This is a genomic window from Pseudomonas sp. NPDC089530, assembly GCF_050280705.1.
GTDB lineage: Bacteria > Pseudomonadota > Gammaproteobacteria > Pseudomonadales > Pseudomonadaceae > Aquipseudomonas.
Genome location: NZ_JBNNVU010000024.1, coordinates 39,004 through 51,463, shown reverse-complemented (window position 1 = coordinate 51,463; position 12,460 = coordinate 39,004). Strand labels below are relative to the sequence as shown.

Below are 12,460 nucleotides of genomic sequence, written 5' to 3'. Positions count from 1 at the left end.
AATGGACCCGATCGTGCGTTTTTGTAAGTACGTTCGTCAGTTGCAATGTTAAAGTGCCGCCCCATGAAATTCGCCCGAACCGATCGCTCCCTCGTTGCCTGGATGCTCTATTGCTGCGTCCTGTTCAACGTGTTCGCCTGCAGCATCGGCCACGGGCAGATGGTCGGCCAGCAGCTCAACGGCATCGGCGGCCAGTTCTGTACGGTGGACCCGCGCACCCAGGCGCCGGTCTCCTCCAACCCTGGCGACGAATCGCTGCCGACCCTGTCCAAGGCCTTCGGTTGCCCGCTGTGCTCCACCGGCGGCATGGGCCCGGCGTTCAACTCCAGCCTGACCCTGGCGATCCTGCCGCAACACCACAGCCCGCCACTGGCGCCGCTGTCCAATGCCGACATTCCCGCCCGCTTCATCTGGCCCGCGGCCCACCCGCGCGCGCCGCCCGCTTACGCCTGAGCCTTTCGCTTTCTCTATCAGCCCACCCCGTGCCCTGCACGGCATGAGCGCGTGGGCTGCTTCCTAGCCAAGAATTCAGGATGTACCGATGAAACACATTCCCCTGCTGGCCAGCCTGTGCGGCTGCCTGTCCGTCAACGCCTGGGCGCAATCCAGTGTCGACCTGGCGCCGATCACCATCGACGGCGATCAGCCAGCCGAACCCGGCCTGGCCCTCGACCAGTCCAGCGGCATGGCCTCGCGCCTGGGCCTGAGCGTCCGGGAAACCCCGGCCTCGGTGGCCGTGGCCAATCGCAACGACATCGAGCGCCGCGGCGCGCAGAACTTCCAGGACGCCGCCAACACCTTGCCCGGGGTCAACGCCAGCGCCCCGCCGGGGTTCGGCGGCTTCGTCTCCTACCGGGGTTTCACCAGCAGCCAGATCACCCAGATGTTCAACGGCGTCAACGTTTCCGGCGGTCTGGCGCGGCCGGTGGACGCGTGGATCTACGACCGGGTCGAACTGCTTGGCGGCCCCTCCTCGCTGGTCAATGGCGCCGGCTCCGTGGGCGGCTCGCTGAACTACGTGACCAAGCTGGCCGACCGCCAGGAACAGGCGCTCGAGGGCCGAGTCAGCTACGGCACCTACGACACCACGCAAACCGCCTTCGGCCTCAACCACGCCCTCAGCGAGGCCGGCGACAACGTGCAGCACTACGCCCGCCTCGACGTCAGCCACAACACCGGCAACGGCTACATCGACCGTCAGGAGCGCGACGCCTGGAGCCTGGCGTTCTCCCTGCTCAGCGACCTGACGCCAGACCTGTCCCACACCCTGGCCCTGGAGTACCAGGACGAACATGAGGACAGCCCCTACTGGGGCACCCCGGTGCTCAACCCCAAGGCCGGCGAACTGAAGATCGACAAGCACAACCGCTTCAACAACTACAACGTCGAGGACGGCCGCTACGAGCAGCGCACAATCTGGGTCCGCTCGATCGTCGACTACCGGATCAACGACAGCACCCGCCTGCGCAACACCCTCTATCACCTGGACAGCCAGCGCGATTACCGCAACCTGGAAACCTACCAGTACAACGCCGACAACAGCGCGGTGAACCGCTCCACGGCCTACCAGGTGCGACACCAGGGCGAGCAGAACGGCAACCAGTTCGAGCTCAGCCACGACACCAGTTTCTTCGGCCTGGACAGCACCTGGGCCGGCGGCTTCGAGTACAAGGTCAACCGCACCACCAACTCGCCGCTGAACGTCAAGGCGGCCAACAGCGTCGACCCGAACGACTACCGGCCGGGGCACTTCTACGACCTGCCGGGCACGCGCCAGGGGTTCGTCGCCGACAAGACCAACGAGGTCACCACCCAGGCCCTGTTCGTCGAGAACCGCCTGGCCCTGACCGACCGCCTGACCCTGCTCAGCGGCCTGCGCTACGACCATATCGAACTGGACGTGACCAACCACCGCCTGGTGACGGCGAGCAACCCGCGGCACCTCGAGCGCCGCTGGGAACCGGTCACCGGGCGACTCGGCCTGACCTACCAGATCCTGCCCAGCGCCAATGTCTATGTGCAGTACAGCACTGCCGCCGAGCAGCCCAACGGCACCCAGGACTTCGACGTCTCCACGGGCAAGCAATGGGAAGTGGGCAGCAAGTTCGACTACCTGGACGGCCGCGGCTCGGCGACCCTGGCGGCCTACCGCATCGAGCGCAAGGACTTCGCGGTGACCGACCCGCTGGACCCGACCCTGAGCATCCCGGTGGGCCAGCAGACCTCCAAGGGCATCGAGGTGGCGAGCTCCTTGCGGGTCACGCCCAAGCTGCTGCTTGAAGGCAACTTCGCCTGGGTCGATGCGCAGTACGACGAGTTCACCGAGAAGAACGCGGCGGGCGTGGTGGTATCACGCAAGGGCAACACCCCGACCAACGTGCCGGACCGGGTCGGCAACCTGTGGCTGACCTATGACCTGGCGCCGCAATGGCAGGCCGGGGTCGATGCGCGTTATGTGGCGTCGGTGTACGCCGACACGGCCAACACCCTGACCGTGCCCTCCTACACCCTGTACGGCAGCTTCCTGACCTACAAGCTCGACAGCCACACCTCAATCACCGGGCGGGTGCGCAACCTGACCAACGAGGTCTACGCCGAGTTCGCCCATGTGTCGCCAGCCTACTACCTGGGCACGCCGCGGACCTTCGAGCTGGCGGTGCAGAGCCGGTTCTAAAAAGCATCGCGGGCAAGCCTCGCTCCTACACGTTTGCGCGTGCGTCTGTAGGAGCGAGGCTTGCCCGCGATAGCGATCTCAACGTCACCGCAACGTCTTCACTCCAGACGCCCCCTGACCCTGTCCGCCACATCCTTGGGCAACCACGCCTGCCACACCTGCGGATATTCCCGCAGAAACGCCCGCGCCGCCTCCCGAGGCGGCGTGTGTTTCTCGCTCATCTCGGCCAGCGCCTCGTTCAGCGGACCGATCGGCAGATCGACCTTGCTGAAGAACGCGATGATCTGCGGGTACTGCTTGTGGAACGGCGCGGACACGCCGATGGACAGCTTCGAGGCCAACGAGCGGGTGGGACGGGGGTTGGGGTTGTCGGCGTCGGTCAGGGTCTTCCAGGCCTCGGCATCGAACGGCGGCTCTTCCAGCTGGATCAGCTTGAAGCGGCCGAGCAAGGGTGTCGGCGACCAGTAGTAGAACAGGATCGGCTGGCCCCGGCGGATCGATGAAGTAATCTCGGCGTCCAGCGCCGCGCCGGAACCGCTGCGAAAGTTCACGTAGCTGTCGCTCAGGCCATAGGCCTTGAGCTTCTGCTTGTTCACCACTTCCGAGGTCCAGCCGATGGGGCTGTTGAGAAAGCGCCCCTTGCCCGGGCTTTCCGGGTCCTTGAACACGTGCTGGTAGCGCGCCAGGTCCGTCACGCTGCGCAGGCCCGGCGCCATCGGCTCGATGCCTTTGGCCGGGTCGCCCTTGACCACGTATTCCGGCACCCACCAGCCTTCGGTGGCGCCCTTCACCGTATTGCCCAGGGCCAGCACCTTGCCCTCGGCTTCGGCCTTGACCCACACCGGGCTGCGCCCCGCCCACTCTTCACCGATGACCTGGATATCGTTGCTGGCCAGCGCGGCTTCCAGGGTGATGGTGGTGCCGGGCAGCGTGTCGGTCGGCAGGTCGTACCCCTTCTCGACGATGGTGCGCAGGATCTCGGTGATCAGGCTGCCGCTTTCCCAGTTCAGGTCGGCGAAATGAATCGGCGCCTGTGCCGCCGAGGTGCCGGTTGGCGCCAGCAGTAAACCGAAGCTGAGCAGGGTTGCACCCAGCAGTGTCCGCAGTCCTTTCATGCCCATGCTCCTTATGCCGTTCACGGCGTTGCCGGATGATCTTGCGAGCCTGGGCCGCAAGCCCCCCTGACGATTCAGGTCATCTGACTGTAGTAGAGGTTCGCGCTTTCGAGACAGGCGTCTCAGGTTGCGTCGCCCTCCTGCAGGTGCTGCAACTCGCGGCGCACCATGCTGGCGTACTCCGCCGGCTTCAGGACATACAGCTGCGAGGCCACCCAGGCCAGCCAGGCCCCCTGCAGCACGGCCTTTTGCGCGAACAGGCGCTGGGCCTCGGCGCGGGCGCGCTCGAGGTGCTGCTGGTGGAATTCGGCGCGACTCACTCGCTGGCCTTGAAGCTCACCAACTCACCCTTGCGCCATTTGGCGGCCTTGGCGGTCACGGCCTTGAGGGTCTTGGTCAGGCCTTCCTGCAACTGCTGGTGGGCGGCGAACACCGTCACCACGCTGTGGCCTTCCTTGAACAGGATGGCGTGGCCGTCGGCGGTGCTGACAAAGGCGTATTCGCCCAGGCCGTAGACGGTCAGCTTGATCTCGCGAAAGCGGATTTCGAACTTGCCGCCTTCACGGCTGGGCAGGACCGCCGCGCGAAAGTGATCGCCGACCTTGAGTTCCAGGCGCGGCTTGTCGTCCACCACCATCGCCGTCTCGGTATCGATTTCGGCGATGTAAATGCCTTCGGGCGTCTGCTCGGTGATGTAGACGAAACGTGACTGGAACTGTTTGACCAGCTTTGCCCGCAGATCGCCCAGTACGAACAAGGCATGCATATCAAGATTACTTACTGCCAAGGAAAAGCTCCCCGAAGCTGAAAAAATGACTCTGCCCGCCTGAACGGCGGACAGCAAAAAAAGGCAGCCGAACCGGCGCCGTGACTTCACATGAAAACAATCCGCAAGACCCCACCCGCCAACACGTAGGCGCAAACACCGGTGCGTCCGCCAAGGACTACCGAACCGTTTGGCCCGCATCAAGCGCAGAAGAAAGTGGTTCCGGAGCACCGAGAAAGCTGCGCACTCACTGTCGATCGGCAAGGTTTGGCGATCCTTTCGTCACCCTTACCGGGGACGGGAGTGCTGCAGGTAAAGATCGATCTCTGACTGCCGACGGCAATTCTAGAGCAACTTTGTGTATCCAGACCAACCCATGCACCCGCAAATTTCCGAAAAAAACTGTTCCGCCCCGTGAGTCCGGCGCTGGCATGACCTGGCTCAGTCCCTGAAGCGGCAATAACCGGCATGCTGCCCGGACCCTCGAAGCCCCCGCCACCAGCTGGCTTCACCCACCCGCACCTGCCAGGGGAAACCGGGACATGAGCGAATTCGATATCGGCGAGTTTTTCATCCATGGCGAGGCCCGGGACGTCGCCGGTGAGTTCCAGGCCGTGATCGTGCTGCGCGCCAAGCCGCCGCTGCGCACCGTGCGCTGCCACCAGGTGGCGAAGGACCGCTGGTTCAAGACCGCCGAACAGGCCGAAATCGCCGCCCGGGAAGCCGCCCGTGCCCTCAAGCAGGCCGTCGACCAGGGCGCCCTGCTGGAGCCCTGAACCGCGGATCAAGGATCGCCCCGTCCGGTCGATACAGGGGCGAGCCTTCCTTTAAAGAGCGCGACGATGATCGACCTCAACCCTGCTCCCCGCCTCTCTTCCCTGGCCGAATTCGCCCTGCCGGAAGCGGCGCAGAGCGACAGCCCGACCAACGACCCTTTCGGTCTGCGCACGGCGATCGCCCGGGCGACCCGCGCCGTTCCCGACGGCGTGCTCGAAGCGCAAAAGAAGCGCGTCAAGATGCTGCGCAAACAGATCGAGCAATTGCAGCAGCGCGCGCGCAAGGCCAACGACCGCCTGGCGATGGTCCAGGGCGCGGCCAGGCATCGCTCAACCGATGCCCATACGCAGCTGTTGTCTGCCGCCAGGGCCCAGGCCCAGGCGGCCAGCAGCGCCTTGTCGATGGCCCAGGTGGCCCTGTTCCAGGCGGAAAGCGCGCTGATCGGCAGCGAAGTCTGATCCCCCCGGCGGTGCTGCGCGGGGAAACCTCAGGCCGAGCGACTGAACAGCGGGTGCCCGACCCGGTCCCGCGCCAGTTGGGCCAGCCAGGACGCCTGGCACTCCAGGGCTTCGTCCCGGCTGGCGAACGGCGCGCCACGGCGCTCGCCGTTGATCAGCACCACCCAGCACACATTCAGCCCGACCGCGCGAAAGGTGGCCGGAACACCGCTGCCAATCATCACTGCGACATCGACTTTGCTTTGCATGAGGACTTCTCCAGACAACTAGTTAGCTAGCTAACAATGTTGGCCATATTAATGAGTTTCCCCGTTGGGAGAAAGCCTTCCCTTGCACAGCTCAATTGCAGGGGCGGTAACAATGGCCACCGGCCACACCTTACCGCCCCTCAGGTTAACCGCGGATTATCAAGAAGCCTGCTGCGGCTTGTAGCCCAAGCGCAACCCGCCCCAATGCCGCCCCTTGACCATGATCGGCACCGACAGGTCGTGCATCAGCTCCCCGGTATCCCGGGTGTAGGTCTGCAGCAACAACGCCTGCTGGTGGCTGCCGCAGCGGATGCCGGTGCGGTCCTCGAACTTGCGCTTGGTGCGGTTGTGCACGGTGTCCACCTGCGGGTCGCCGGTCAGCGGCCGGGAAAACACCTGGTTGTGGGTCGGCACATAGCCCTGGGGCGTGCAGGCGATGGCGAACACCAGGCCTTCGTGACGCGGCAGCAAGGGCTCCTGGATCGCCGGCAGGACCTGATCGGCGTAGCGGTCGAAGCGGGTCTGGTATTTCACCGGCTGGGTATTGGCGATCGGCTGGTAGCTGCGGTCGAACAGGTCGTCGAGGGCGATACGCCTGGCGTCCAGGTCCGCCTCGAACTGCTCGGCGATGCGCCGCGCGCCTTCCTGGGCCAGGTCATAGATGCGCTGGTGGTAGTCGTCCAGGCCGACCACCGCCAGGCGCTCGCTGATGACTTCCGCCTGCCCTTCCATCTGCACCGCCGCCTCGGCCAGACGCCGGGTCTGCTGGTCGCTGACCGCCAGGTCGCCGCGCACCTGCTCCACGGCATGGAACAGGCTGTCCAGCTGCTGGCGGTTGGTCTCGGCGCCGCGGGCGATCTCGCCGACCTGGCTTTCCACGCCGGCCGCCAGCCGGGCGATGTTCTGCAGGTGCTGGCCGGCGTGTTCGACCTGCTCCACCCCGGTGCCCAAGTCGTCGGACAGCTGACGGATCTGCTCCACCACCTGCGCCGTGCGCTGCTGGATATCGCTGACCATCACCCCCACTTCATCGGTGGCGGTGGCCGTACGCCCGGCCAGCCCGCGCACCTCGTCGGCCACCACGGCAAAGCCGCGACCGTGCTCGCCGGCCCGCGCCGCCTCGATGGCGGCATTCAGCGCCAGCAGGTTGGTCTGGCTGGCGATCGACTGGATCACCAGCGCCACCCGCTGGATGTCTTCGCTGCGCTGGCTCAGGGCCTCGATCAGTTCGCGGCTGTCGTTCGCGCTCTGGCTGAGGCGGTGCATGCGACTGATGGACTCGCCCAGCACCGCGCTGCCCTCGGCGCTGCTGCGGTGGGCCTCGCTGGCGGCGCCCAGGGCCTGCTGGCTGAGCTGGGCGGCCAGTTGTTCGGTGTGGATCATCGCTTCGGCGCTGCTGACGATGCGCGCCGCCGAATCCAGTTGCGACTGCACCCGCCCCGCCAGTTGCCGCACCGAATAGGCCACGCCGGCGGCCGCCAGGGCATTGTGGCTGGTGCTGTGGGACAGGTCGCGGGTCAGGGTGGCCATCTCGCCGTTATCCACCGGGCTCGCCGACGGCGGCGCTTCGCGCACGAGCAGCCGTGGCAGCCAGACGATCAGCAGCGTCAGCGGCACGGCGATATAGAGGGACAGCGGCCCCAGGGCCAAGGCCGACAACAGCAGGAGCAAGGCTCCGCTCTGCAGGGCTGGAAGCAGCCAGCGCCAGGTGGTTCGGGCTGTGGGCAGCGGTTGCGCCAGGACAGCCGGCAAGGATCCGTCTTGCATCATCATTACCCCACGCATTTCTAATTATTTGGCCTGCATTAAACGCCGGCAAAAGGCCATTATCCATGGTCCATTAGTCGGAGTTTTGCAGCAGATCAATGGAAATACGCGGGACGGGTCTGGCGCCGACAGGGCAGCCACAAACGACTCGCGGGCAAGCCCACGGCCCCGGACGCATTGGCGACCTGGGGCGGGGCTTGCCCGCGAGGCAGAGAAGTCTTGGCGATCAGGCCTGACGCTGGTGCTTGTCGATCTGCTCGTGACGTTCCTGAGCTTCGATGCAGTACTTGGTGGTCGGGCTGATCAGCAGGCGCTTGAGGCCGATCGGCTCGCCGCTGTCGTCGCACCAGCCGAAGCTGTCGTCGCCGATCCGGCCCAGGGCCTGCTCCAGCTGCGGCAGCATGCGCTGGTCGCGGTCGATGGCGTTGACCAGCCAGGTGCGCTCTTCTTCCACGGAAGCGGCGTCGGCAGGGTCGGCCGGGGTGTCCAGGCTCTCAATGGCGATTCGGTTCTGTTCGATGCGCTCGTGGGTTTCGACCTTCATGGCCTGCAACAGCTCAGTGAAAAAAGCCAGCTGCTCGGCGTTCATGTAGTCATCCGCCGGCATGGCCAGCAACTTTTCCTTTGTCATTGATTTCTCTATAAAAAATACGTGCATTAAGGCGAATTGAAACTGATTCCCGTGCCCCCTTTCGGGGCATGGAAAGGCGCCGTACATTCCAAGCGCCACCCGGCACTCAATTTACGAAGGGGCGGCAGTCTAAGGCCCGTTTGAGGCCTCAGCAACTGAAATGACATCGAATTTGTCCGACAAGCCCTGAAAGCCCGACAGGGCGGGACTTTGGCGGCGGTTATCGGAGTGCGTTTATAACAAGAAATTCAATCGACCGGGGTCTTTTAGAAGACAAACGGCAGCGGCAGGCCCGAAAAAGGCCTGCCGCTGCCGTCGTGCATCTTCGCTCCTACAGAAAAACAGTGGGATCAGCGCTTGGCCTTGCGCTTGTTGCGGTACTGGTCGATGACCACCGCCACCACGATGATCAGGCCCTTGATGATGTCCTGGATATAGGCATCGACGCCGACGAAGGTAAAGCCGCTGGCCATCACCCCGAGGATCAGCGCGCCGATCACGGTGCCGGTGATGCGTCCCACCCCGCCGGCCAGGCTGGTGCCGCCGATCACCGCCGCGGCGATGGCGTCCAGCTCGTAGGACATGCCCATGCCCGCCTGCCCGGTAGCCGCCCGCGCCGAGGCCACCACCCCGGCCAGGCCCGCCAGCAGCCCGGCGATGCTGTAGACGATCACCAGGTGGCGCTTGACGTTGATCCCCGAAGTGCGCGCCGCCTGCATGTTGCCGCCGATGGCGTAGGTGTACTTGCCGTACTTGGTGTAGCGCAGGGCCACATGGAAGATCATCGCCACCACCAGGAAGATGATCACCGGCATCGCACCGTGGCCGATGGCGGTGTAGGAATCCGACAGCATGCTGATCGGCTGGCCTTCGGTGTAGTAACGCGCCAGGCCGCGGGCTGAGACCATCATGCCGAGGGTGGCGATAAAGGGCGGGATGCCGGTGATGGCGATGATGCTGCCGTTGATCGCCCCCGCCAGCAGCCCGACCCCCAGGCCGGCCACCACCGGTATCCACACCGGCAGGTCGGTCAGCGACGGGAACACCGCGCGGGTGAAGTCCGAGGTCTGCGCCAGGCTGGCAGCGATCATCGCCGACAGCGCCAGCACCGAGCCGGACGACAGGTCGATGCCGGTGGTGATGATCACCTGGGTCACGCCGATGGCCAGCAGGCCGATGATCGACACCTGCAGGATCATCAGCACCAGGCGCTGGGAGTTCAGCAGGAAACTCTGGTCGCGCACGATCCAGCCGAACAGTTCGAACACCAGGCCGATGCCGATCAGCACCAGGAAGATGCTCAGTTCGGTGGGCAGGCGCCGGCGCGTTCTGGCCGGCGCCGTCGCGGGTTTGTTTTCCAGTATCGCGTTCATAGCCCTTCACCTTCTTCTTGTATGGCCGGCGGCGGACAACTCCCGGCGCCGGCCTTGATTCGTTTAGTGAACCAGCGCCATCCCGGAAGCCAGTTGCATCACCCGCTCCTGGGTCGCCTCGCTACGGTCGAGGGTGCCCATCAGCTCGCCTTCGTGCATCACCATCACCCGGTCGCTCATGCCCAGCACCTCCGGCAGCTCCGAGGAAATCATGATCACCGCCATGCCCTCGCCGGCCAGGTAGGCGATCAGCCGGTAGATCTCGGCCTTGGCGCCGACGTCGATGCCCCGGGTCGGCTCGTCGAGGATCAGCACCCGCGGGTTGGTCATCAGCCAGCGGGCGAGCAGCGCCTTTTGCTGGTTGCCGCCGGACAGGGTGTCGATGCACTGCTCCAGGGACGGGGTCTTGACCCGCAGCTTCTTGCACATGTCCTCGCACAGGGCGCGCAGGGCCTTCTGCTGGATGAAACCGTTGCCGGCGTAGTGCGGCAGCACCGCCATCTCCATGTTTTCCAGGACCGACAGGCAAGGGAACAGGCCACTGAGCTTGCGGTCCTCGGTCAACAGGGCGAAGCCCTTGTCGATGGCCATGTGCGGATCGCCGATGCGCAGCGGCTGGCCGTCGAGGCGGATCTCGCCGCCGTCGCTGGGGGTGATGCCGAAAATCGTCTCGGCCACGTTGGTCCGCCCCGAGCCCATCAGCCCGGCGATGCCGAGGATCTCCCCGGCGTGCAGGTCGAAGGACACCCCGGAAAACACCCCGTCCAGGCGCAGGTCGCGCACCGACAGCAGCAGATTGCCGATGGGCTTCTCGCGCACCGGGAACAGCTGGCTCAGCTCGCGGCCGACCATCATCGAGATCAGGCTGTCGCCGTCCATGCTCTCGGCCCGTTGCAGGCCGATGTAGGCGCCGTCGCGGAACACCGCGACCTCGTCGGCGATGGCGAACACTTCGTTCATCTTGTGGGTGATATAGATGATGCCCTTACCCTGGGCCTTGAGGTCGGCGATGATCGAGAACAGGTGCGCCACCTCCTTGTCGGTAATGGCCGAGGTCGGTTCGTCCATGATCAGGATGTCGGAGTCGTAGGACACCGCCTTGGCGATCTCGACCATCTGCCGCTCGGCGATGCTCAGGTTGCCCACCTGTTCCTCGGGGTCCAGGTCGATGCGCAGGCGCGCCAGCAACTGCGCGGTGCAGCGGTGCATCTCGCGGTGATCGATCATGCGCAGGCCGTTGAGCTGCTCGCGGCCGATCCAGATGTTCTCGGCGATGCTCATGTGCGGCATCAGGTTGAGTTCCTGGTGGATCATGGCGATCCCCGCCTGCAGCGCCGCCAGCGGCGTCTCGAAACTCACCCGCCGGCCCTTGAGGCGCAGCTCGCCAGCGTCCGGCTGGTAGATCCCGGCGATGATTTTCATCAGGGTCGACTTGCCCGCGCCGTTCTCCCCCATCAACGCCAGCACCGTGCCGGGGCGCACCCGCAACTGCACATCGGACAGGGCGACGACACCGGGGAAGCCCTTGCTGACATTGATGACTTCCAGCAGATAAGGCTGCTGCTCAGACACAGGCTGGGCGGACGGGACGGCGGGCTGCACAGCCGCCATCGGGATGCTCGAAGCAGTCGCTGAAGCGAACATGGTCAGGTACTCCATCCGCCGGGCGGCCGGGCCACCCTGGCGGCTTATTGGGGGGAATGGCGAGCTATTTGAATTGGCCGACGTTTTCCGGGGTGATCAAGCGGTACGGCACCCACACCGCCTGCTCCACCGGCTCGTTGCGGGCCATCTTCACCGCAGTCTCGATCGAGCCGTCGGCCTGGCCCTTGGCGTCCTGGAACACCGAGACCGCCAGGTCGCCCTTCTGCACCGCGCGCAGGCCGTCGGGGGTGCCGTCGACCCCGGCGATCAGCACGCTGCCCTGGCCCACCCCGGCCTGCTTCAGCGCCATGGCGGCACCGATGGCCATCTCGTCGTTGTTGGCCACCACCGCGTTGAACTGCCGGCCCTGGGTCAGCCAGTCGTTGACCAGGGTCATGGCCTTGTCCCGCAGCCAGATCCCGGTCTGCTCCTGTTCGACCTTGATCCCCGGGTACTTGGCCAGCACCTCCTTGACGCCCTTGGTGCGGTTGGTGGTGGAGTTGTTCGCCAGGTCGCCCAGGAGGATGACGATTTCACCCTTGCCGCCCAGCTTGTCGGCCAGGTACTGCATCTGCATCTGCCCGGCCTCCAGGTCGTTGGAGGCCACGGTGACCACGCCCTTGGGCAGGTTCAGGTCGTCCGGGCGGCGGTTGACGTAGACCAGCGGAATCCCGGCCTTGACCGCGGCCTCGGTGATCTTGCGGGTGGCCGCGGTGTCCACCGGGTTGACCACAATGGCGTCGACCTTCTGGCTGATGAAACTTTCCACCTGGCTCAACTGCTTGACCACGTCGGCCCGGGCGTCCTCGAACTGCAGGGTGACGCCGTCCGGCAGGGACTTGGCCTTGCGGTCCATGGATTCGCGCAGGTAGGTCAGCCAGGTGTCGTCGAACTGCGACATGCTCACGCCGATCTTCAGGTCGGCGAGCGCCGTGCCGCTGGCCAGCAGCAGGGACAGGGCGAGCGTGGCGAAACGGGTCTTGGTCTTCATGAAAGGTCTTTCTCCA

The 12,460-nt window shown here is 65.2% G+C and carries 13 protein-coding genes; 4 read left to right on the top strand and 9 right to left on the bottom strand.

What is annotated here, in order from left to right; translation table 11 throughout:
• The first annotated feature begins 63 nt into the window (after positions 1 to 63).
• Together ACQKQA_RS12255 and ACQKQA_RS12250 are read left to right on the top strand one after the other, a co-directional pair.
• Entirely contained in the window at positions 64 to 453 is a 390-nt protein-coding gene (locus ACQKQA_RS12255) for a DUF2946 domain-containing protein (RefSeq protein ID WP_427557322.1), read from the top strand.
• Between the two features lie 88 nt (positions 454 to 541).
• Positions 542 to 2,674: a TonB-dependent receptor gene (locus ACQKQA_RS12250; protein WP_427557319.1), complete on the top strand. Its 2,133-nt coding sequence runs from the start codon at positions 542 to 544 to the stop codon at positions 2,672 to 2,674.
• Positions 2,675 to 2,772: 98 nt separating this feature from the next.
• On the opposite strand, the gene ACQKQA_RS12245 is transcribed toward ACQKQA_RS12250, so the two are convergent.
• The 3 genes from ACQKQA_RS12245 to ACQKQA_RS12235 all read right to left on the bottom strand — a co-directional run bounded on the left by ACQKQA_RS12245 (position 2,773) and on the right by ACQKQA_RS12235 (position 4,555).
• Positions 2,773 to 3,789: an ABC transporter substrate-binding protein gene (locus ACQKQA_RS12245; RefSeq protein ID WP_427557316.1), complete on the bottom strand. Its 1,017-nt coding sequence runs from the start codon at positions 3,787 to 3,789 to the stop codon at positions 2,773 to 2,775.
• A gap of 122 nt (positions 3,790 to 3,911) precedes the next feature.
• The gene (locus tag ACQKQA_RS12240; RefSeq protein ID WP_427557314.1) at positions 3,912 to 4,109 is read right to left on the bottom strand and encodes a hypothetical protein; all 198 of its coding nucleotides are present in this window, start codon (positions 4,107 to 4,109) and stop codon (positions 3,912 to 3,914) included.
• Complete coding sequence (locus tag ACQKQA_RS12235; RefSeq protein WP_427557312.1) at positions 4,106 to 4,555, bottom strand: hypothetical protein; 450 nt, start codon at positions 4,553 to 4,555, stop codon at positions 4,106 to 4,108. The genes ACQKQA_RS12240 and ACQKQA_RS12235 overlap by 4 nt, the downstream gene beginning before the upstream one ends.
• Before the next feature lie 542 nt (positions 4,556 to 5,097).
• Between ACQKQA_RS12235 and ACQKQA_RS12230 the strand changes: the two genes are divergently transcribed.
• Together ACQKQA_RS12230 and ACQKQA_RS12225 are read left to right on the top strand one after the other, a co-directional pair.
• On the top strand, positions 5,098 to 5,331 hold the full coding sequence (locus ACQKQA_RS12230) for a hypothetical protein (RefSeq protein WP_427557309.1): 234 nt from the start codon (positions 5,098 to 5,100) through the stop codon (positions 5,329 to 5,331).
• Between the two features lie 66 nt (positions 5,332 to 5,397).
• Positions 5,398 to 5,790, top strand: coding sequence for a hypothetical protein (locus ACQKQA_RS12225; protein ID WP_427557307.1), 393 nt, complete (start codon positions 5,398 to 5,400; stop codon positions 5,788 to 5,790).
• Positions 5,791 to 5,819: 29 nt separating this feature from the next.
• On the opposite strand, the gene ACQKQA_RS12220 is transcribed toward ACQKQA_RS12225, so the two are convergent.
• The 6 genes from ACQKQA_RS12220 to ACQKQA_RS12195 form a co-directional block, all read right to left on the bottom strand.
• Positions 5,820 to 6,038, bottom strand: a complete 219-nt coding sequence (locus tag ACQKQA_RS12220; protein WP_427557304.1) for a hypothetical protein — start codon at positions 6,036 to 6,038, stop codon at positions 5,820 to 5,822.
• A 159-nt stretch (positions 6,039 to 6,197) separates the two neighbouring features.
• A complete protein-coding gene (locus ACQKQA_RS12215) occupies positions 6,198 to 7,421 on the bottom strand; it encodes a methyl-accepting chemotaxis protein (protein ID WP_427557364.1) in 1,224 nt (407 codons plus the stop codon).
• A 610-nt stretch (positions 7,422 to 8,031) separates the two neighbouring features.
• On the bottom strand, positions 8,032 to 8,436 hold the full coding sequence (locus tag ACQKQA_RS12210; protein WP_007923643.1) for a TraR/DksA family transcriptional regulator: 405 nt from the start codon (positions 8,434 to 8,436) through the stop codon (positions 8,032 to 8,034).
• Positions 8,437 to 8,786: 350 nt separating this feature from the next.
• Positions 8,787 to 9,809 (bottom strand): ABC transporter permease, encoded by a 1,023-nt coding sequence (locus ACQKQA_RS12205; RefSeq protein ID WP_427557301.1) that lies wholly within the window; start codon positions 9,807 to 9,809, stop codon positions 8,787 to 8,789.
• Positions 9,810 to 9,872: 63 nt separating this feature from the next.
• On the bottom strand, positions 9,873 to 11,453 hold the full coding sequence (locus ACQKQA_RS12200; RefSeq protein WP_427557299.1) for a sugar ABC transporter ATP-binding protein: 1,581 nt from the start codon (positions 11,451 to 11,453) through the stop codon (positions 9,873 to 9,875).
• 64 nt (positions 11,454 to 11,517) lie between these two features.
• Entirely contained in the window at positions 11,518 to 12,444 is a 927-nt protein-coding gene (locus tag ACQKQA_RS12195; RefSeq protein WP_427557296.1) for a sugar ABC transporter substrate-binding protein, read from the bottom strand.
• Between the last annotated feature and the right edge of the window lie 16 nt (positions 12,445 to 12,460).